The organism is Streptomyces sp. NPDC042259 (assembly GCF_055582085.1).
On sequence record NZ_JBVJDW010000006.1, the window covers coordinates 307,318 to 327,800 of the forward strand.

At 65.8% G+C, this 20,483-nt stretch carries 16 protein-coding genes; 4 read left to right on the forward strand and 12 right to left on the reverse strand.

All coding sequences use genetic code 11. From position 1 onward, the window contains the following. Window positions 1-117: 117 nt before the first annotated feature. From ACZ6MA_RS19180 to ACZ6MA_RS19210, 7 genes are all read right to left on the reverse strand, one after another. Window positions 118-612: a hypothetical protein gene (locus tag ACZ6MA_RS19180; RefSeq protein ID WP_469435071.1), complete on the reverse strand. Its 495-nt coding sequence runs from the start codon at window positions 610-612 to the stop codon at window positions 118-120. A gap of 134 nt (window positions 613-746) precedes the next feature. Continuing rightward, the gene (locus ACZ6MA_RS19185; protein WP_469435072.1) at window positions 747-1,550 is read right to left on the reverse strand and encodes a protein kinase; all 804 of its coding nucleotides are present in this window, start codon (window positions 1,548-1,550) and stop codon (window positions 747-749) included. A 20-nt stretch (window positions 1,551-1,570) separates the two neighbouring features. Continuing rightward, on the reverse strand, window positions 1,571-2,494 hold the full coding sequence (locus ACZ6MA_RS19190) for a radical SAM/SPASM domain-containing protein (RefSeq protein WP_469435074.1): 924 nt from the start codon (window positions 2,492-2,494) through the stop codon (window positions 1,571-1,573). Between the two features lie 973 nt (window positions 2,495-3,467). Beyond that, window positions 3,468-4,181: a hypothetical protein gene (locus tag ACZ6MA_RS19195; RefSeq protein ID WP_469435076.1), complete on the reverse strand. Its 714-nt coding sequence runs from the start codon at window positions 4,179-4,181 to the stop codon at window positions 3,468-3,470. A gap of 294 nt (window positions 4,182-4,475) precedes the next feature. Then, window positions 4,476-4,916 (reverse strand): hypothetical protein, encoded by a 441-nt coding sequence (locus tag ACZ6MA_RS19200; RefSeq protein ID WP_469435077.1) that lies wholly within the window; start codon window positions 4,914-4,916, stop codon window positions 4,476-4,478. A 168-nt stretch (window positions 4,917-5,084) separates the two neighbouring features. Continuing rightward, window positions 5,085-6,326 (reverse strand): helix-turn-helix domain-containing protein, encoded by a 1,242-nt coding sequence (locus tag ACZ6MA_RS19205; protein ID WP_469435078.1) that lies wholly within the window; start codon window positions 6,324-6,326, stop codon window positions 5,085-5,087. A 689-nt stretch (window positions 6,327-7,015) separates the two neighbouring features. After that, window positions 7,016-7,270 (reverse strand): hypothetical protein, encoded by a 255-nt coding sequence (locus tag ACZ6MA_RS19210; protein WP_469435080.1) that lies wholly within the window; start codon window positions 7,268-7,270, stop codon window positions 7,016-7,018. Between the two features lie 97 nt (window positions 7,271-7,367). Here ACZ6MA_RS19210 and ACZ6MA_RS19215 point away from each other — a divergent pair, with 97 nt between their 5' ends. The 4 genes from ACZ6MA_RS19215 (at window position 7,368) to ACZ6MA_RS19230 (ending at window position 16,732) form a co-directional block, all read left to right on the forward strand. Continuing rightward, the gene (locus tag ACZ6MA_RS19215; protein ID WP_469435081.1) at window positions 7,368-7,703 is read left to right on the forward strand and encodes a histone-like nucleoid-structuring protein Lsr2; all 336 of its coding nucleotides are present in this window, start codon (window positions 7,368-7,370) and stop codon (window positions 7,701-7,703) included. 990 nt (window positions 7,704-8,693) lie between these two features. Further along, entirely contained in the window at window positions 8,694-15,014 is a 6,321-nt protein-coding gene (locus tag ACZ6MA_RS19220; RefSeq protein WP_469435082.1) for an Lsr2 family DNA-binding protein, read from the forward strand. Next, window positions 15,011-16,354: a DUF3987 domain-containing protein gene (locus ACZ6MA_RS19225; protein WP_469435084.1), complete on the forward strand. Its 1,344-nt coding sequence runs from the start codon at window positions 15,011-15,013 to the stop codon at window positions 16,352-16,354. The genes ACZ6MA_RS19220 and ACZ6MA_RS19225 overlap by 4 nt, the downstream gene beginning before the upstream one ends. A 120-nt stretch (window positions 16,355-16,474) precedes the next feature. Then, on the forward strand, window positions 16,475-16,732 hold the full coding sequence (locus ACZ6MA_RS19230; protein WP_469435085.1) for a hypothetical protein: 258 nt from the start codon (window positions 16,475-16,477) through the stop codon (window positions 16,730-16,732). A gap of 703 nt (window positions 16,733-17,435) precedes the next feature. Here the strand turns inward: ACZ6MA_RS19230 and ACZ6MA_RS19235 are convergent. The 5 genes from ACZ6MA_RS19235 to ACZ6MA_RS19255 form a co-directional block, all read right to left on the reverse strand. After that, on the reverse strand, window positions 17,436-18,278 hold the full coding sequence (locus ACZ6MA_RS19235; RefSeq protein WP_469435087.1) for a peptidoglycan-binding protein: 843 nt from the start codon (window positions 18,276-18,278) through the stop codon (window positions 17,436-17,438). A gap of 71 nt (window positions 18,279-18,349) precedes the next feature. Beyond that, complete coding sequence (locus ACZ6MA_RS19240; protein ID WP_469435088.1) at window positions 18,350-18,637, reverse strand: hypothetical protein; 288 nt, start codon at window positions 18,635-18,637, stop codon at window positions 18,350-18,352. 12 nt (window positions 18,638-18,649) lie between these two features. Continuing rightward, a complete protein-coding gene (locus ACZ6MA_RS19245; protein WP_469435089.1) occupies window positions 18,650-19,282 on the reverse strand; it encodes a hypothetical protein in 633 nt (210 codons plus the stop codon). Further along, complete coding sequence (locus ACZ6MA_RS19250; RefSeq protein ID WP_469435091.1) at window positions 19,279-19,938, reverse strand: hypothetical protein; 660 nt, start codon at window positions 19,936-19,938, stop codon at window positions 19,279-19,281. Before ACZ6MA_RS19250 ends, ACZ6MA_RS19245 begins: the two co-directional genes overlap by 4 nt. Continuing rightward, a complete protein-coding gene (locus tag ACZ6MA_RS19255) occupies window positions 19,917-20,483 on the reverse strand; it encodes a hypothetical protein (protein WP_469435093.1) in 567 nt (188 codons plus the stop codon). The genes ACZ6MA_RS19250 and ACZ6MA_RS19255 overlap by 22 nt, the downstream gene beginning before the upstream one ends.

The following is a 20,483-nucleotide window of genomic DNA, read 5'->3' on the forward strand; positions in this document are numbered from 1 at the left end:
ACGCCCCACTAGCAGACCGGCGGCATCCGGAAGATCGAGTGCCGCCGTGCCGGCCATCTGCGAGGCGCCATGACCCCCCAACGAGTACCACCGGGCGGGGGCCGCTCCGATGCGTGGTTATTGGCCTGGGTCAGGCAGGGTAGCCATCTCGAAGACGTATTGGTGTGTGACGACCGGCGCCGCTTCGGGCCAGCCCCAGGCGCGCCGCGCCTCCTGCACGAGGTGCTCGTACGCCTCCTGCTGTGTACAAGGCGACTCGGCTTCGTAGGTGCCGGACCGTGTCCGCTTCTGCCAGAAGCCGTGAACGTCGGTGTAGGAGAGCGTGATGGTGTAGAAGTACGTGCCTGTGCCGGGGAGCGCCTGCGGCCTCATCCAGAACAGGTCGACTGGGGAGTCCGCCGGATAACCGCCCACGCGTAACGTGTCATCCCGAATGGAATCGAATGCCTGTTCGAGCGATGTGCCGGGCACCCTCAAATAGAACTCACCGAAGCGCGGTAGCCAGGTGGTGTGACCGAAACCGTTCGTGTGGGACACCGTCAGCAGGTAGAAGTATGTGGTCTCACGTTTGGGCGGGCTGGCTGAAGGGTTGCCGTCGTCGTTCGCTGTCATGATCGACACGGTACGGGCGGGCATGTCAACGAGGAAGCCCCGCCCGGACACCTCGGGGAAAGTGTGCGGGCGGGGCTATCGGCGGTTAGTTTGTTGGGTCGACCTCTGACGGTATCGAGTGGGCGCCCAGCCGGTCAGGCGAGATTGCCTCGGTGATCCACCCACGCCTGAGCAGCATCCGCCATGGCCTTGAGCCACGCCTCATCGGAACGTCGATCAGCGCTGGCACGGAGCATCCGCAGATACGCCCCGGCGAACACATCGATCGCCTTCGGGTCTGCGTTCGTCCATGCCGTGCACCCGGCACCCCACGACTCGGCGGACTCGGGACTGTGGCCGGCGGAGATCAGTTGCACGACGAAGCAGCCCGGGTCAATGAAGGCGGGCCCGCACGTAGGCCACGCCCAGTCGATGATCCACGAGCCCGCGTCCCCTACCGTCAGGTTGTCCGGGTTGATGTCGGTGTGAAGCAGGGCGTCACCGCGGAGAAGCGCAAGCTCATCTTCGCTGCCTACGTAGGCGTCCCACCGATCTTCCCGCCAGTCCCGAGCGACGTCAGGCAGCTCTAGAGCCGCCGCCCGGTTGAGGAGATCAACGGCGAGGGGGATATCTGGCGATCCCGGACCGAACTCCAAGCCACGTTCTTCGATCACTTCGAACGCAAGGATGACCCATCCGGCGTCGTCTTCGTCAACGTTCCACAGCAGCGAAGGGGAGAGAGGCGCCACGTAGGGATTGATCAGCTTTTCTCGGATGATCGAGTCCCGCCGGCCCCCCGGCTCGTTGAACATAGCCTTGACGAAGAACCGCCCCTTCTCACTATCGATGATCGCAGCGAAGTCCGAGCTGTACCCGTGGTCCGGGGTTTCCACCGTGGTGACTTCGCCGGTGTGCGGGTGGATCAGTGCTCGGAAGTGGGCGTCAGGCAGGTCAGCCACGCTGGTCCCCCTCAGTTACGTCAGTTCTTCGGTCGGCACGTGCTGGGCGGGGTACCCGGCCGACACGATGAGTTCGGTTCGCACCGCGGATCACACGGGGTCTTCGGGACGCAGTCAGGGTTACACGGATTGTCCTTGTCTTTGTCCTTGCCCCACCCCCAGACCTCTCGGAGGGAGTCCGTGGCCTCGGACAGGGCGGGGCCGCTCAGGATAGAGGCCAACGGGGTGTCGTGGACGTTTCCGACACCCATCCAGGTGGAGAACACGCACGGCGCGACCGTGCCGCTCGGGTCGATCACGGCCCTGCCGTCACCGCACCCGCCGCACAGGCCGGACGCGTCCGGTTTCTGGCCGCCGGAGGCCCGGCCGAATTCCCGCACGTGGTCCGTTCCGATACGGGTGACGCCCATCGACTGAAGGTCGCCCTTCGCCGCCTCGATGACCTCCTCGTTGTCCCCGACGATGCCGACTCGGATCGGGATGTTCAGATCGAGCGCCTTGGCGATGTTGGCGCGAGTCCGGGCGTGACTCCGACGGCGGGTGACCTGGTCGTGTTCCGATGCCTTGTTCGAGTAGTACGACGTGGCGAGGGATGCCCCCTTACGCCGGAACAAGGCCCAATGGCGCGGCGAGACATGGACGAGGTTGCTGTACACCTCGACGGCCAGTCCGATGGTGAGCGCGTGGTCCATCAGTTCCGCGAAGTCGGGGTGCATGGTCGGCTCGCCGCCGATGAACTGCACGCGCGCGACGCCGGCGGCCACGGCCTGATTCAGGACACTGATCCAGTCCTCCCGCGTCATGGTGCCGTGCGCTCCGTGCGGCCCCGACTCGTTGTAGCAGTGCGCGCATGAAAGCTGGCACTGTCGTGTCAGGTCCAGCCAGAGAAACTGCGTAGTGGTCTGCTCGACGGGTAACGCTGTCGCCATGCTCTTGCCCTTCACTCGTCGACCTTGATCAACGCGCGGCTTTCCCGGCGTCGTCGTGCACTTCCCTATCCGCCCGGCCGTACTCAGACGTCCGCTTGCCAAGCGGCTTCGGCGTCTCCGGCGTGTCCCACCCCCTGGGGCGGCTCTCCTCAAACAGTCGTCGGCAGGTGTCGAACTTCCGGTACAAATCCCGGTGGGTCACGTGGCGACGCCAGAATTCTGCGACCACCCATGCACCTCGCCTCATTCGCTCGCCGAGCGTGGGAACCGGCTCGCAATAAAAGCTGAGGACGTTGCGTTCCTGCTGAGTGAGCGACTCCAAAGGACGGCGCAACCAGAACTTGGGCCGCCTCACTGCACCATCACCTCGCGGATGTCCACGAGCGTGACGCCACACAGCTCCATGATCAGCTTGGAGGCGAGCATCCCGTCCAGGCGGCCATCGCCGTACCGCAACCACGGCTCCGAGGGGTGCGGCCGCCACCCGCCGAGAATGCGCGTGTACAGAGCGCCGGCCACACCCCACGGGCGCGGCTCGCGCACGCGGAGTACAGCGAACTCGCCTTTGCCCAGTTCCGGACACTCCTCGATGGACCTCCGCGCGTGCGGAAGGCAAAGAGGAGGCTGGGCCGTCAGCGCCCCGTGAGGCCAGGTACGCGGATCTCGGGGCCCTCGCCAGCTCAGGAACAGATAGCCACGGTCGTCCCGGCTGGCGGGCCCGGCGCAGATCTGACACTTCAGCTCGATCATGCATTCGAGCTGGCGTTGGGGGTGCATCTCACCGAAGATCGGCTTCCCCACGCCGGGGGACGAGTCGATCCGTGCCCAGAGGACGCCCTGGTCATCACGGTCGCCGGGCTGTGGGCGCCCCTTCCAGGCGAGTCGTAGCCGCGGATACCGTTCCAGCGTCAAGTCCCGTTGGAAGGAGGTCAACTCGCTGTCCCAGCGGACGATATACGGGTGCAGCGTAGGACGGGTAAGCGGTCGGCTAGGCACGAGCGGCCTCCCGAATCGCCGCAGCGGGCCCGTTCCAAGACATCACGGCGCCCCCAGCCTCGTCGGTGGCGGGGTCACTCATCTCTACCGGCGTACACCCCCGCAAAGTTGCATAGAGCTGCCCGGCCAGCACCCACCGGCAAGCTGGATCGCCGTACCGCACGAACTTCTTCTCCCCAGCCACAGGCCGGGGATAGCCGGGTCTGTACAACGTGCCGTGGACCCCATCGATGGCTGGCGCCTTCACCCGCACGATCCTGTGACCGTCACGGAGCGCGGGACAGAAACGGACGGCCTGGCGAGCGCACGGCAGGCACACGGGGGGATGCACGGTGACTTCCCCCTCTGGGTGGCCTGTGGGCCCGTCCAGGAGCCAAAGCACCCCTTGGTCATTCACATCGGCGGGACCAGCACAGACCTGGCACAACAAGCCGCCCATGGCCCGGCGCTGCCGCTGCGGGTGAACCCGACCGAGCTGGGGGCGTCCTTTGCCCTGGGCCAGCCCGCAGGCCGCCCACAGAATGCCGTGCACATCGCGATCCTGCACGACTTCGTTGAGGTAGGCGATACCGTCCTGCACGACTTCGTTGAGGTAGGCGATACCGTGCCGACGTGGGTTGGCGATCACCGCCGCGATGACGGGCACCTCTGTGGTCCAGGTCGCGATGTACGGGACGGGGCCGTGACGGTTCCCCACAGTGGCCATCAGTCGGCATCCTTGATCTGCTCGACCGTACCAAGAGCCGTGAAAGGGGGGCGGGACTCGATGCTGTGGTCTCGGTTCCCACAGGCAGCGCTGGTGCGACTACTCCGGTTCCCCACCGCCGCCCTGGCGCTCAGTTGGGCGGCTGCTGAGGCGGGCTCCATGTCGGCCGGTTCTGCCTCCCATTCCCGCCCGCCGACGGGGGCTCGGAGCTGGTAGCGCGGTCCGACATGGTCCATCACGATGCCGACACGATCCGCGCGGGTGTCCCGCACGACGTCATGCCGCTCGAAGGCATCACTCATTTGTGCCGCCACTGGTGAGCTGAGCGGCGCCGAGCCGCGTTGGTGGTGTGCTCGGAGGCGAGGTATAGAGCGCGAAGGCGCAGTGGCTCAGCAACCACTCGCGAAACGTCGCCTTGCCGAGAGGGTAGAAGGCGATCTCATCCTCGGAAGGTGCAACGATCCCCTGGACAGTTTGGCACTGTACGAGCCGCTCGATTTTCGACCAAGCCACCCGGTCAGTGCGTGTAGAGGTGATGCGTGCGACGTCGAACAGCGAGACGTGCACGAGCCAATCGCGTGCTTCGGCCTCCTCGCGTAGGGCCGACATCGTCGATTCGGAGTCGCGGCCGTCATAAATACAGGCGTATAGCGCCACGGGCACACGACCGCCGTAGCCGCTGGAGACTGCGGCGAGGTTCCGGCGGCGTTGACTCTCGCTCGGTGTACGGGTCATGGGCGTAACCGTCTCGCCACACTGCGCCCACGTACAGAAGCTAGGCGGACGACCTACCTAAGTCGCTCGTCGCCAACTCGTACGAAGCATACGGCTGTTGAAGTCCGTACATGACAGAGTCGTCCGCTACATACCAGCCGCCCGGCTGCTGGTCTTGATCAGCCGGGTTCAGAGAGCAGATTTGGCAGTGGCCGGGGGGAAACCGTGAGGAACACCGGACCGCACGCCGATAAGTTCCGTCACCCGTCGCAACCGTGCCGGCGCGGTTCCTTGGCCGACCTTCGCGACGATGACACCCGGGAGCGCCTGATGGCGCGCCCACTGCGGTGCCTTGATCAGCGTTTCTTCCAACGTGCCGAGGCAGGCGTCCCACTGACTTGCATCAGCCTGCGCCATCGCCTTGTCCATGGCATACCGGTTCTGTGCCGCTTCCGTGAGTTCCGAGACATCCTCGATGCCCTCAATCAGCGTCAGAGCCTTGCCCGTCTGTCCTAGCGCGACGTTGATCCCCACTGCTTGCGTGGATGCCGTCACCGGACCGAACAGAGTGCCGTACGCCTTGTGCTCAACACCCATGCGCACACCCGTAGCGTGAGACTGGGACAGGTAGTCCGCAGCTCGTTCCTTGTCCTTCAACCGGGACGCAACGACGGCCGCGAAGTTGATGTGGCTGCCGAACACCGTGAGTTCCTCAGGGGTAGCACTAGAGAATCGAGGCTCAATGTCGACAGCGGCCTTCTCCGCCAACTGGAGCGCTTCACGTAGACGGGCATCCCGGAGGTAGATCCACGAGCGGCCCGATGCCACAAGCGAAGGTTGAAGCTCATCGGCTGAGCGCTCCGCCGCGAACTGTGCGTGCCCGATCGCTGCGTAGGCTAGGTCACGAGCCCCCATCAGGTTCGCTACGTAGGCTGACAGCCTGTAGGCGTCAGCAAGCAGCCCCCATGCTTCATCCGCCTCACCGACGGGTTGTTCGTGCCGGTGAATTGCCGCCTGCTGAAGGAGCGGAGCTGCGAGGGCTCCAGCTTCGACGTAGTGGCCCTTCCAATACGACTCCCAACACCGGTCGATGGCCGATCGAAGCCCTGTGGCCCCGTCGTCCTCTCCAAGGTGCTCGGGTAGCAGGCCAGCGGCGGTGTCATGCACAGTCTGAGACAGCGCGCGCATCATGGCTCGGTCAGCCTGCGCCATGGCTCGCCGCGGCGCCTGTTGCCCGAGAATTACTGATGTGTCGACGCCGAGAGCATCGGCAACCTTCATGAGAGTGTGCAGCGTTAGGGCCTTGTCCTGCTCGGCCTTCTGGATGGTGACGACGGATAGGCCCGTCATCTCGGCTAGATCGGACTGGCGCACGTCCCTGCCCCGGAGAACCTTGATGCGCTCGCCGTTCGTGTAGTCGCTCCATCGCATGATCGCAACTCCGTTCTGGAAGAGGCCATATTGAACGGTACCCGCAGACGTCAGGGCAGTGCGGCACGAGCGCGGAACCCACACAGAGCGGCAGCACGGTGCAACGGATCACTAGGCCGAACGCCCCATCGGCTCTGGCCGGGATGCCTGGGCGTTCGCGGCGGAGTTAGTCCGACAACCTAGCGCAACAGAGCGAGCCCCCAACCCGGTTACCCGGGTGGGGGCTCGTCTCACCTCCGCCTGCGCGGAGCGTTTGGCCTGTCAGGCTGGGATATCCCCGCCCCACTCGGCTCACCTCCGCCTGCACGGAGAATTCCCACAAACCCCGCATGCGCGGGGAAACAACAACTTTCGTTGCGAGACTGCCCCAGAGTCCTGGGGGCCACCCCCGCATACGCGGGGAACACACATCTTGTTGCAGCAATCCCCCAGGGTCCTGGGGGCCACCCCCGCAAGTGCGGGGAGCACCGCCTCCCGCCCGTCGAGACGGGCCAGCGACGCGAGAACTACTCTAGGACCACCGCCGACGAAGCCGCAACCGATTTCTAATTTCCCCAATGCCCTTGGCGCCGCGCACGAGTCGGGGCCTCCTTGATGTCAGGGTCCGGTGCCGCTCACCAAGCCGGGCACGTGGGAGAAGGGCCTAGCGGGCCCTGCGGCCCCGTCAGCGCCACCCCGGTGGCGCGGCGTTACTCCCCGAGCCTGCCGAAGCGCCGGTTGCTCACGGCCGCAGTCGCGAGCGGAGGCAAGCCGATCACGGTAGGGCTACCGTCCACGTCCCGGACCAGGAGCCAGCCCTTCGCGCGCAGCGATTCCACGGCGCCGGCGGCGTCACGGCCCATCTCCCGGGACAGTTCCTCGGGCGTCGGGGCGCTGCCCGCGTTCAGATGGTCTACCACTGCGAGGAGTACCTCCTCCTCCTCGCTGGTGATCCGGAAGTCCACACACCGACCATAAACCTGTTCGTATCAACGCGCCTCCGGACAGTTACGTGATCGGCTTAGCTGAGAATTTTTTCCCTTGGCCCGTATACTCCCCTTCATGGCACAGGTAATCGTAACTTTCTACACGGATGACCTCACGGGCGAAGAGTCTTCCGAAGCGGCAACTCATACTTTTTCGCTCGACGGCGTCAGCTATGAGATTGACCTTGGGCCCGACAGCTATGACCAGCTTCTCGAAGCCCTGGCCCCTTTCACCAGGGCCGGCCGTAAGACAGGCAAGGCCCGGAAGCCGGTCGGTCGCAAGGCCAGCAGCTCCGGCGGCCAGGACACCGCGAAGATCCGTGCCTGGGCCAAGGAGAACGGCTACAACGTCAACGACCGTGGCCGCGTCGCCGCCGAGATTCGAGAGGCATACGAGAAGGCCGTTCGGTAATTAAAATCTTGCCAGCCCCCTCCCCTTCGGAGGGGGTTTTGCTTTTTCAGGTTAGTTAGCAAGGCCACCCCCTAGTTATCAGGGGAGCCCATGCATGCCCCTGAGGTTCGAGACCTCAGGGGTTTCTTCATGTATGGACACCTTAGGCACGGCCCTGGGGGGCCTCTCACGGGTATATAACCCCCGGCATTAATTATGTAGGTGTTATTTGGCGCCGATCCGGCCTCCCCGCGGTGAAATGTGACCGAGGACACCGCAGAAGCGGCACACCGTGCGCCCGCAGGCGGAGCGAAGGGGCCGCGAGCCACGAAACAAGCTCTCGAAGGGCCCTCCAGATGCCGCCGGAGGCATTTTTCCCGGGCTGCCCGGTCATCAGCGGCCGGCTGGGAGCCTCCGTGACCGCTTTTTGTATCCGTGACGGGCCTCCGCGGTGAAAGTTTGATACCCGTACACGGTCGAAAGGAGGCACCCCCGGTGGGTCCTATCCGCGAATTTACTAAGGGTTACCCCCACCCATCACACTCCCTCTGACCTGCGAGGATGTGTGTTTCATTTCTCTTCGTAAACGTCTGACATCGAAGAGTGAATGGCTGATTGTGATGCGGATCACTCACGAAGTACGGCCGATAGGGCTTGCGGGGAATTGGAATGGCGGTAGAAATGGAGCACGACGGCAAGCGTCTCGTCTTCGAGTGGAGCGGGGTGTCCTGTGGACAGTCCCACGGCTTCCGTTCTGTGGGTCGACTGGCTAACTAAGGTTCAACAGCTCGCCCATTTCCTGAGGTGGCTCACAAGGGCCTGTAGGGGCGTTTCCGAAGCCTGTTAAGAGTCGGGCGTGAATCTGTGGGGGTGGCTGTGTCTCGGCTGCGTGGGGTGTCTCTGGTGTTGGTCCTGGTCCTGCTTGCTTCGGGCGGTTGACTGACTCGCTTTGGCCGCATCGCGGCGGGTGGCGGCCTAGTGGATGAGCAATTCGAGTGGAGGGGCGGAGTCATGGAAGCAGTGCAGGGACGGATCTTGATCACCACACCGGCGCAGGCCGCTATGGAGGGGCATGGCCTCACTGACGCGCTGCTGATCATTGGCTCGGACGCTGAGCTGTATCCGCGTCCAGGGGGCGCGGGGGACATGGTGCCTCGCGCGGTTGCCTACTCGGTGTACTGCCCGGCGGCGGAGCGGTACAGCGTGGTCACGCTGGACGGGCGCTGGGTGATCCCTGGTTCGGAGGGTTACAAGTCGAGGGGCGCCGTCACCACCTACGTGCGGAAGAACGTGGGCACGCTCCGCCCTGAGGGTCTGGTGATTTTGGAGCCCGTGCGGCACAACGGGCCCTACGGGGCGACTCAGTTCGGGCGGCGCAAGGGGACGTGTCGTCAGGTGCTTGGGGACAGTACGCAGGGTGGCTACGGCTACGACTGCGCGTGTGGTGCGCGGGTGCAGCCGGACACGGTGCGGCGCATTGGATGGGTGATCGTCCGGGACGGGCGAGGTACGCACACCGTGAGCTATGCCCTTTCCCGGTCGCATGCGCGTGAGTTCGGCACCGTGCCGACGGAGGTTCCGGAGACTGCCGATGTTGTGATCTCCGGTGCGCCCGAGGAGGCGAAGCCCGCCCCGGAGCCGGAGTTGGGGCCGACGGAGCGTGCACAGCAGGTACAGGCCGGTCCGGTGTGGGTCGCGGTTCCGGACGTGCAGAGGGACGCTAGTGGGCGCCCCGACATGGGTATCTACGGGGCGACCCTCGAAGAGTCGGGCGTGAGTGTCGGGATCGTCGGCAAGCATGGCAGGACTGCCCATTTCATCGTTGAAAACGGGGTGGCGTTCTGCGGCAAGGCTGTCCGGCTGGTCAACATGGTCTCCCGTGACAAGGCGATCACGTCAGGTGTGGCGGTGTGTGGGGTGTGCCGTACCGCTCAGCGGGTCCAATGGGAGACCTACCACGCCGCGCAGGTGGCCGCGCTCGAAGCGTGGGACGCCCAGCATGTTGCCCCGTTGCCGGTGCCTGCCCCGGAGCCGGATGAGCCGGAGACCACGTCGGGGCGCGTCACGGTGACGATGCCCGACACGGCTGACCACGCGGACCCGGTCACTCTCAAGTGGGGTGACGGGCACAAGCGTTGGACAGTCGTGTCGTCTTGGCGCGGCATGGCGTTCTGGGTTGCTCTGCGTGGCCACCAATGGTTCATCATCCGTACGTCCCAGGCCAAGTACCCCACGAACTATGGCGATTCCCGGAGATGGCCCAAGCATGAGCAGATCCGGCACACGGACCGGCGCCCGATCCGGACCCGTGCGGAGGTGGAAGCGCTCATGATTGCGCACGTTCGTGCGCGTCAAGCCGTGGAGGTTGAGGCACTGCGGCAGATCGCGGAGGCTGAGACGGGGAATGTCCCCGTGTGGGGGTCGACGCTGGACAAGGGCCCGCACAAGGCGCCCCGGCGCATGTCGCCGGAGAAGGTGTTGGCCGAGTGGGGTGACGCGGTGACGTTCGAGGTGATTGACGAGAGCGATGCTCCGCGCATGAGCGAGCGGAAGTCCACGCCCGAGCCTGCCCCGGCCGAATCAACAGTTGCGCTGTGGCGTGACGCTGTGCCGGGTGAGCCGGTCGACGTCGAAACCCCCAAGGGCACGGTGCAGGTGCGCTACGCGGGGTACTACTCGGATTCGTCCTGGGCGCACTGCAAGTGCGGTAGCGACGACGTGTGTACCTGCCCCCCGTACCCGGTGATGCTGTGTGACGGCGAGGGAGAGCCGTACACGTGGGAGGACTGCCCCGAATGCATGGCAAAAAAGTTGGGCGTGTCACCGGAGGCGGTGCGGGCGGCCTTGCCCAGTGCTGACCCTGCGGAGAGACACCCGCCGCTGATCGGCCCTCTGCGCATGTCGCTGGAGTGGGAGATCGAGGAGTTGGAGCCCGGGTATGAACGGGTGATCTTCCTAGGGCAGGAATTCCGACTCATGCGCCATGAGGGAGGCGGCGACCGCTACCAGTTCTTCTACGCGTCCGGACAGCGGATGTGCGGGCGGCTCGCGTGGCCGACCCGTGAGACGGCGCTGTCCAACATCGAGTCATTCGCCTTTGCGGGTGTACCGCGCGCAGCGATGCGGTTGGTTCGACTCCACGACGAAACGCGGGTGCACTGCGTGATGTGTGAACCCGGGTTCACATGGGGGCGTGGCAAGTCGAAGAAGGCAGTGGTGGAGATCGCGGGCGCAGGTGAGGTGTTCGTGTGCGACGGCCGGTTCCACCTGGGCCTGTTGGATCTCGTGCCGGAGCAGTACACGGAGGGGCTTTCCGTGGAGCAGGAACGGAGCGCTTTGGCGCAGTACGCGGCATGGGTCGGGGGGCAGGGTGAGCGCCCGCTGACGCTCGCGGAGCGGACAGCCCAGCAGAAGCAGAAGAAGTCAGGGAGCAAGACCGGGAAGACGGCGAAGCAGGGGGAGACGGGCATGCCTGCGCCCAAGATCAAGGACATCAACATCACCGGTGAGAAGGGCCGGGAGATCGCGAAACTCCTGGGGCACGCCTACCGGATATCGATGCTCGCCGGTACGTACACGGTGGTTCACATCGGCTCGGGTGACCGGCTGTGCATGAACGAGAAGTCCCGCCCGGCCATGAAGCGGGCGATCCTTGCGGACGCCGTGGCGCGGGGCGAACAGCAGCCGCAGCAAGAGGACAAGCCCTCAGTTGACGTGGTGGACGCGGAACTGAATGAAGAGGTTTCGGTAGAGCACCACATGCTGGCCGATACCGCGATCGTGAACGCTACAGGGGCCGGGATCTGTGCGTCCTGCTGGGACAAGGGACAACGGAAGTCAGCGCGCTACCGCTTCCGGATCGTCGTGGACCATGGAGGAGAGCGGCGGGAACTGTGCGCCTGGTGCACAGCCCGACTGCTGGGGCGCGGTGTGCCGGATGTCCGGGCGGAGGCGTGCGCACGTGCCGATGTGGAGTGGGACGTTTTCATCGCCATTGCCGAACTCCAGGAACACCGCGAGAAGCTGTGGGAAGAGCAGCGTGACCAGGTCGTTGCCGAGGTCATCGAGGCGGAGAAGGCCGAGTTCGCGCGCACGGGGCGAGTACCTGCGGCGTACAGCAGCGCGGAAGAGTGGTGGGGCGAGGACAGCCCCGTGCGCACGTGCGGCCAGCCGCAACCGGAGCTGATCGTGACCGAGCGGCCATCCACCTCTGGTGGCTTCTCTTACCAGTGGGACGCACAGATCGGCGGCGATGGCGATTACTCGATCACGGGTGACTGCCAGGGCAAGGTGAAGAACGGCGTACCGGCGCACACCTTCTACCGCGTGCACTGGGCCCACGGGCAGGGCGACGAGCTGAACGTCTGGGCACTCGGCAACGTGGAGACGATGGGCGCAGCCCAGGACGTCATCCGGGACCACTGGCGGCGCTCACAGTCCGAGGATGCGTGCACGGTGGCGCAGCTGATGTATTACGCGTCCGGGCTGTGGATCCTGCCGGAGGTCGGCGACGGCGAGAGCATCACCTACCACGTCGAGAACTTCTGGACGATCACCAGCGCAGAGGGCCACCGTTACGAGGTGACGACGGGCGGCCAGAAGTGGCTGACCTACCCGGGCGCTGACCTTCACATCCACTACATCGACGGTGACGCCCTCGTGTACGTCGGGCAGACCACCGAGCACTACGAGAAGCGGTGGCCGCAGATGCTGAGCATCCTGCGCGAGCACTCCGCCGCCCTGGCGGCCCGTGCCGACACGGAAGAAATTTCGGCCGGGGTTCCGGCCGGCTCCGAGGGGGAGGAAAGCCCGCTCGCCGACACGGGCGGAAACGGTGAGCTGTCAGAGCCCGAGGCCCCCCTCACGGCAGAGCCCGCCGACGAGACCGATTCCCGCGCGGAGATGGGCCTACAGCACGGCGAAGAACTCATGGGGTACCGGGGCGGCTGGCATGGAGAGCACGAGGTGAGGGTTCAGGGCGGGGTCTACACCTACGCTCTGCGGGACCTGGGCAAGACCAAACGCCACACGGACACCAACGGCTGGCGCTACTCCTTGCGCTGCTACACGGAAGGCGGCCGGATCGGCACGGATGATGTGAAGCCCTTCAAGGCTGTGCCGTTCCCGGCGGACATCATGCCCGCGATACGCAAGCATGCAGCTGCCGCGCCCACCGACACGGAAGACAACTCCGGCCAGGGCCCGGCCAGCTGCGACGAGGCCCCGGATTCTTCCCCTGCCGACACGGCGCCTGAGGCGCGGTCGACGTTCGCCGAGATGCTGGAGCGCCACCACGGTAAGGACTGGCGTCCGCTGTGCACCGGCTATGCCGGTTCGGAAGGCCGGGAGTTCGAAGACGCCGACCAGGACGAGCCCGAGCCGCAGAAGCCCCCGCAGGGCATCGCGCCAATCTCCCGGAAACAGCGCTCGGCGGCCTGGCGAATCGCGGCAGGCGAATCACAGCCCCGGCCAAAGCCCGAGCCCGAAGCCGGCTCGGCCCCACAGAATTTGCAGGTTGCCGACACGGAGGAAATCCCGGCTGAGGTGGCGGCCGGCTCGGGGGTGGGGCAGAACATCCCGACCGCCGAGGCCCTGGAGGATGAGCGTCACCCCGACTGGTGCGGCGGGAAACGCTGCAACCACGCCTACCCCTGCGGCCGGGACGGGATAGCCGCCCACGAGACACCCGAAGAAGCCGATCTCCGGTACCTGTTGGAGTTCAGAGCCCAAGACGTACTGCCCAAGCTGCGGTGGTGGGCTGCACTGGCCGACGTCGTGGAGTGGGCGGCGGCAGGGCAGTTGCATGCCGATGACTGCGGGGCGTTCCGGCGGAATATCAGAGGGCAGGGGCGCAAGGTCAAGGCCGAGACGGTACGGCTGCTGGCCGGTGCTGGATTTTTGAGTCTGCCCCCGCAGGCCGGGCAGGTTGCGGCGACCAAGGACGGCCAGGAAGCCCTAGAGATGGCCCGTACGTGGCCCGATGGGCTGCTGAGCGAAGACAAGGGCATGGCTGCCGTGCGGAAGGCGCAGCGGCAGCGGGCCCACGTTAGGGGCGGCTACGTACTGCCGGTGCTGCCTGGTGGGGAAACCGAGCGCAGATCACGCGAGGCGTGGTGGGTAGCCCAAGGCCGCAACCCAGACGGGAGCCGAAAGGTACCGGCGGTTGCGGAAACAGAGACAGAGTGCGGACAGCCGTCCGCGTGGCGGGTCATCTGCGGAGCCGCTGAGGTGTTTGCACCGAAGGTTCCGCAGGCCCCGGCCACGGTGGAACAGCCGGAGAAAAACCTGAGCGAGGCAGCCGGCACGGCCCCGCGGAATTTTGAGAGTGCCGACACGACACGGAAACAGGAGAAGGCAGTGCGGAACATGGTTGGTCGGCTTCGTCAGGCACGCCCGGCCCGGGAGAAGCTCGCGGGCGCTGGTAAGAGGGCCGCCCGGTATGTGCGGGAGACGCTGCCGCCCGCCGCTGCACGGGCGCGTGTCACGGGGCAACGGGTCACCAGTGCCGTCCGGGCCCGGTTCGACAAGCCCGCCGTGACCACGCCTTCCCACCGTCCGCCGGTCGATCTGAACGAACAGCGGTCTCCCGCTCCGGCCCCCGCACCCGCACTGGTGGAGACGGTGTTGTGCGCCGCGCACCTGGCACGGGACGGGTCTCACGTGGAGGCGTCGGAGGTCCTGACCCTCGGCGGCCGTGCGTGGGACCTGTGCACCGAGCACGCAGACCGTTTCGGGTGGTGGCTGGCGGATGCGCTCGACGAGCCTGCCACGGCCGCAGCGCCGGATGCCGGGGACGCGGCGAAGCCGGTGGTTGAGCAGCACCAGGAAAATCCGGCACCCGCAGCCGGCCGGGCCGTACAGGATTCAGAGTCTGTCGGCACGGGTGAAAACCACGACGAGCGTCCGTCCGTGATGCTCACCGGCGAAGTGCCCGGCTACTCGTGGGACGACGCCCGGGAAGCGCTGCGCAACCTCGGCTTCCGGGTAGCGGGCCGCGCCGACGAGTCCACTGTGCTCATCATCTGTGGTGAAGGTGCGGAGAAGAACGCCACCAAACTGAGGGACGCCCGGGAACGCGGCATTCCCTGCATGGACGCGACCGTACCCGGCCGGTTCAAGGACGCCGTCTGCGCCGGTGAGTTCATCGGTGGTGACCCGCTGCCCAATCCGGTCGTGGTTGCCCGCACGGGAATGAGCGACCGCGAGAAGAACCGTGCCATTCGGACCTGGGCCCGCCAACAGGGGTACGACGTGCCCGACCGGGGCCGCATCTCTGAGCAGCTCCGGCGAACCTACGAGCTGGCCCACCAGGTTCAGGCGGTCGCCGCATGAACACCCCGGACTATCGCACCCTGTGCACCGGCCGTCTCCGGGACGCCATCAACTCCCTGGCCCCTCACGTGGAATGGTCACCGGTCGGTTTGCTCGGCGGCCTGCTGTGCGCCTTCTCCGCCATGCTCCCGGACACCCGCGTACAGCGCGGTTCCGGCTCCATGCCCCTCATGCTCCACGTGCTTCTGTGCGGCGACACCGGTGAAGGTAAGGGCCAGTCCTGGGGCCTGGCGACGGCGGTAGCCAGGGACGCCAACCGAACGTTCATGGCCGGTCACGTCATCAACGGCGTGGTCGGCGGGGCGGGGCTCATCCAGGCGATTTCCGACCGTGGCGGGCACGCCCTGATCGTGGACACCGAATACGCCCGCGTCCTGCGGGCCGGCCGTCGGCAGGCGAACCTTTCTCAGGTACTCCGGGACCTGTGGGACGGAGCCACGGTCGCCACCTCCAGGGCCAAGGAACCAGTGGAGATCGAGGCCCCTCGGGTTTCGATCATGGGGCACATCACCCCGGCGGAATTCCGGTCCAGCATGAGCACGACCGACCGCGACGGCGGCAGCTACAACCGGCTGATCATCCTGCCCGTGGAACAGATTCGCTGGCTCAGCGAACGACACCAGATGCCCGCGAACATCATTCCCGACATCGGCGAAGCCATGGCCCGTGCCATCCGTCACGGGCAACGGGCGAAGTTGGTCACCCTCACCGACGACGCTTACGACGCCGCCGACATCATCAGAAAGGATCTCCTCACTATGGCCCGAGAGTCCGAGGGACTCAAAGCATTCGCCGCCCGCTGCAACGAGCAAGTACGGCGCATCGCCGCTCTCTTCGCGCTCTTCGACCTCCGCACTCAGATCACGGTGACCGACCTCAAGGCCGCCGCAGCACTGGTCAGGTACGCGATGGAGTCCGTAGAAGCCATCATCGGAGAGAGCGACGCACCGAAGGCGAAGCGTCAGCCGCTCAGCCTCATGGAGAAGGTCCGGGCCCGCATCGACCTGCACGGCGGTAAGGCCACTTCCTCAGAGCTACTGCCCTTCGTGGGCGCAACTGCCGCAGAGGTAAGGGCACTTCCCGGTATCGTGGTCCGCTCGGAAAAGCTGGGCAACGGGGGGCGCCCGGCCGTTGTCTTCTCTCTCGCCGACTCCACCGACGACCAGTCACCGGTGGCGGAACCCCAGCCGCCGACCGCAGCACCGGCGCCCAGGGCGCCGGAGCCCACGCCGTCACCCCAGCTCCGGGTTTATAGGGCCCCCGTTAAAATTTCTGCACCAGTCCAGCCGGCCAGACCCCAGCCTGCCGACATGGAAAACCCAGTCCGCGCCATGCTTTGAGTGCCGACATAGCGAAAAAGCCCCCGCCATCCGATCCGGATGGCGGGGGCTTTCGTTAGCTGCGGGGCGCACCGAGCATGCATGTAAGCTGCTGGTCTAGAACTACGGGAGGGGACACCCATGAGCAACGGCTACAAAGACATCAGATCAGCAGTGAACGACACCCACAAAATAATTTGGGGAACCTGGTTCTTCACCGGCGTTCTAATGATCGTGCTCGGAATAGCAACGGATGACATTCCCATTCTGGGCGTCATTGTTGGTTTCATAGCTGAGTGGGGATGGATACCCGCGACAGCCGCAGCATTGTTCTTCTCCGGCCTTGCGGAGATCCGCAAGGATGATGCGCGCAAGAAAGCGTTGCGGGATCGCATCTGAAGCAAAGGCAGAAGAGGCCCTGGTGAACCGGAAAGTCCCAGGGCGCTCAGGGGCAGGGACAACGGAGCGAGCCCCCAACCCGGTTACCCGGGTGGGGGCTCGTCTCACCTCCGCTTGCGCGGAGCGTTTGGCCTTCTGGTCGGGTTATACCCGCACCGTTCGGCTCACCTCCGCTTGCGCGGAGCGTTTGGCCTTCTGGTCGGGTTATACCCGCACCGTTCGGCTCACCTCCGCTAGCGCGGAGCGTTTGGCCTTCTGGTCGGGTTATACCCGCACCGTTCGGCTCACCTCCGCTAGCGCGGAGAGGTCCTACAATCCCCGCTAACGCGGGGAGCAACGCCTTCAACCTTGGTTGCCCTCTCGGGCGGCGCAGTCATGACTGTAGGACTGGGCGTCAGGTGAACGCAAGCGGATCGCTGTGATTCGGGGAGCAGTTCACCCACCTGTGGGGATGGTGCGACCCCCTTGGCCAGCAACGCGAACGCCTCGGCAGTCTTGCCGTTCTCCACCCGCTGAGTCACTTCACCAGCGCCCAGGAGCGCGGCCACCAGCGCCAGAACGGTTTCCTGGGGGATGCTGACGTACTCCGCGACCAGGGCGACGGTTGCCGCAGCGATGCTGTACAACCGTGCCGGGTGCTGCCGGGCGAACTCCGTGAGGGAGAGCGTGGATGCCGGGCCCCGGTGCACGCCGCGCCGCCCCATTAGGCCGCCTTCCCGAAGTCACGCTTCAGCCGCGCGAGCTGGAGCTTCCCCGGGATGCCGTCAGCCTCCGCTCCCGTGTCACCGATCTTGATCTGGTACTTCCGCATCGACTTGGTGTCAGCGGACGTCCACACCGGCCCCGGCCCCTCCTCGTAAGCGGAGCAGCCAGCCGCGACGAGCATCTTCCCGAGGCGGGTGATGTGGGCCCCCTTGGCGCCCGGCCCGTACGGAAGGCCGTCGATCACTACCCGGCCAGACGGGGCCGGCTTGTCCGGTCGGGAAGTTCCGCCGCTCGGGAGGTCATCCTCGCTCGCCTCCTGGCCGAAGAAGGTGACGCCGGAACGGCCCTTCCATGCCGGATCGGCTACGACAATCCCCTCGGGGTAGGCCGGGTAGCCGTATCCGAAGACATAACTCGACTTGCGGGGACGGGCCTTACGGTAAACGCCATCACCCTCGGCCGAACCGGAATCGTTAGTGTTGCCCTCAACCGTGTAAATGGTGTCGGCAGTGTACGAGGTGACGATGCCGACGTGACTGCCGCCACTGGCGCCGAAGTACACAACGGCGCCAACTGCGGGGTACTCAGAGAAACGGCCCCGGTCCTCAAACCACGACACTCCTTCGAGGCAGGACGCGGTCACGGGCGCGAGGTCGCTCGCACCGGCCTCCTGGAAGACCCAGCTCACGAACGTGGAGCACCAGGGCTGCTCGTCCGACCACTCCAGGCCCGGCACGGCGCCGCTGAACTTCTGGCTGTTGTCCCAGTGGCCGCCGGAAAAACCCTCCTGATAGCCCACCTCACTGCGGGCGATGTTCATGACCTTCTGCGCAACTGACAAAGCTGTCTCCTTCGTTTTGGGCATAGAAAAACCCCGGTCGCTGCCGGGGTGATGATTCGGTGTTCCGTTAGTTAGCGGGTGTCCGGTCCTGGCTTCACGGCGCTCGTCATAGGCGTGATACCGCTCTGCCGAAGCTGCCAGGCATAGTCAGCAGACACCGACCGGTAATACTCGACCAGAGCCTGAAGCTCGTGGACTGTGTCCTGAAGCTCGGCGCGCCACTTGGCAAGGTCTTCGATGTGCTCGCGCCGGGCGCGGGCGAACGTGTCCTTACGCTCCCGCCACAGCTTCACGAAAGCTACGAGCGAAGCCGCGCCACCTGTGCCGAGCACGATGTTGAGGATTTCCGGTATTCCCATAGGGGTCCTTTCCTAGATTGCGCCGACCCATCTGATTTCAGCGAATGATCCGTACTTGTACTGCTGGGACACCTCGTCATTCGCCCACCCGAACGCGGGCGCGGACAGGCACTTCGCAGCGAACTGGACTTTTGAGCCCTTGCTGAGCCGCTGCACAGTCGAATGACCTCCGCCAAGCGTGTAGTTGGTGACCTGCGCGGGCGTGACGGTGTCGACCGACGCCCCCGCAATCGCGTCCCCCGTACCGGCACTCATGTTGACTCCGATCTCCACCGTCAGCTGATGGCGGAGGTCGTCCAAGCCGGTGCCCGTGTCCAACAGACCGCTGACGGTGATGCGGTACCGGCCGTCCACTGGCGTAATGAACTGCCAGGCCGTGTCCTGTCCCATGGTCCTGTCGCCCTTCGATACGGGCACCATGCCGGGCCACGTCTCGTAGGAGGTGACCGGCCCACCCTCCCGGCCGACGGGGTAGAACGGCAGCACCGAGTACGCCCCCTGTGGCATTTTCACGCGCTTCATGCCGATCACGCGGGCTGCGGGCGGGTTCATCAGGAACCGGTGCACGTCGGCGAGTCGGCGGTTCATGGCGGGTGCGTCTTCAAGCTCGCGGACAGTCCACGACTCGATAGCAGGAATGGTCACGGCAGTCTCCCCACCCAGCGCAGTTCGAGGAACGAGCGCCCCGGGGCATCGGAGCGCCCCAGGACGAAATCCTTGTCGGCGATGCCGGCCGCCGAGACGGTGTCACCCTTCTTGAGGTTGATGGTCGTGGACATGGATCCGATGTAGCGGGCGGTGCCGTCCGAGGCTGCCATTGCCCGGCCGGGGCAGTGCGCGGCGAAGACTGCGGAGCTGTTCCACTGGTCCTCGGCCAACACGTTTTTGCCCAGGCGGACGTGGACGTTGGCCGCGTCCCCGTTGGTCTCGATGACCCCGCCGAAGGCCACCGCGTACAGGCCATCTTCGGGAGCGGTGAGCCGCCAGACGACACCGCCATCACCGGGCCTCACCATCCCGCTCGGGTCGTACTCCTCGCCCGGCGTCGGTCCCTTGCCCGGCAGGTACAGAGGAAAAGTCGTCCAGGTGTTGAAGGGCACCCACCCGCGGCCGTACGCGTCCGAAGGGGCGGCCCCCGGATGGGTGCCGCGCTGCCGCGCAGTCACCCGGCACGCTGGCGTCCGGTACAGGAAACGGTGCACGTCCCTGATGTACCGGTTCAGCGTGTCAGCGGTGACGATCTCCCGCTGCTGCCAGATGTGAACCATGGGCGTGGCCATCAGGGCGTCACCCCCACCCATCGCATTTCCATGTGGGAAATCTGCTGGGCGGCCTCACCATCGCCCAGGCAGAAGGCCGCGCTGCCGTTGACGGCCAGGGACACGAAATCACCGGCCGCAAGCGGCACGGTGGCCGACCCTGCGCCCGCCTTCTCGCGGTAACTGGCCCGGCCGCAGCCGAACCGCAGAAAGGCCAGAGAACTGATGGCATCGCCGCCTTCTTGGTTCCGGTTCACCGCGCACACCGTGAACGGCAAGGTGCCGGACACCGCACGGACCACGACACCGCACGTGACCTCATACAACCCCGGTATCGGGGCGTGGATCTTCGTGGGTTCCCGGGACATGGCGCCCCCGGTGGTGTCGTAGGAGTGAGCGGCCCCGGCGCCCATGCCGGGCTTGTCCCACCGCATGACCTGCCAGGTATCGGCCGGCCGCTGCTCGCTCCCCTGATTCGTCGCGGTGCGGCGGCACGCGGGAGGTTCCAGCAGGCCCCGCAGAACATCGCTGACGTGTGCCTTCATCACCGCCGGGGAAATCTTCTCGCCGGAGGTCCAGGTCTTCAC

Coding starts and splice junctions, on each gene's coding strand:
- ACZ6MA_RS19205 (WP_469435078.1), bottom strand. CDS start 6,326: ATGCGATGGAGCGACTACACGAACGGCGAGCGCATCAAGGTTCTCCGG.
- ACZ6MA_RS19180 (WP_469435071.1), bottom strand. CDS start 612: ATGACAGCGAACGACGACGGCAACCCTTCAGCCAGCCCGCCCAAACGT.
- ACZ6MA_RS19200 (WP_469435077.1), bottom strand. CDS start 4,916: ATGACCCGTACACCGAGCGAGAGTCAACGCCGCCGGAACCTCGCCGCA.
- ACZ6MA_RS19215 (WP_469435081.1), top strand. CDS start 7,368: ATGGCACAGGTAATCGTAACTTTCTACACGGATGACCTCACGGGCGAA.
- ACZ6MA_RS19250 (WP_469435091.1), bottom strand. CDS start 19,938: ATGGGTGGGGGTGACGCCCTGATGGCCACGCCCATGGTTCACATCTGG.
- ACZ6MA_RS19240 (WP_469435088.1), bottom strand. CDS start 18,637: ATGGGAATACCGGAAATCCTCAACATCGTGCTCGGCACAGGTGGCGCG.
- ACZ6MA_RS19195 (WP_469435076.1), bottom strand. CDS start 4,181: ATGGCCACTGTGGGGAACCGTCACGGCCCCGTCCCGTACATCGCGACC.
- ACZ6MA_RS19220 (WP_469435082.1), top strand. CDS start 8,694: ATGGAAGCAGTGCAGGGACGGATCTTGATCACCACACCGGCGCAGGCC.
- ACZ6MA_RS19225 (WP_469435084.1), top strand. CDS start 15,011: ATGAACACCCCGGACTATCGCACCCTGTGCACCGGCCGTCTCCGGGAC.
- ACZ6MA_RS19230 (WP_469435085.1), top strand. CDS start 16,475: ATGAGCAACGGCTACAAAGACATCAGATCAGCAGTGAACGACACCCAC.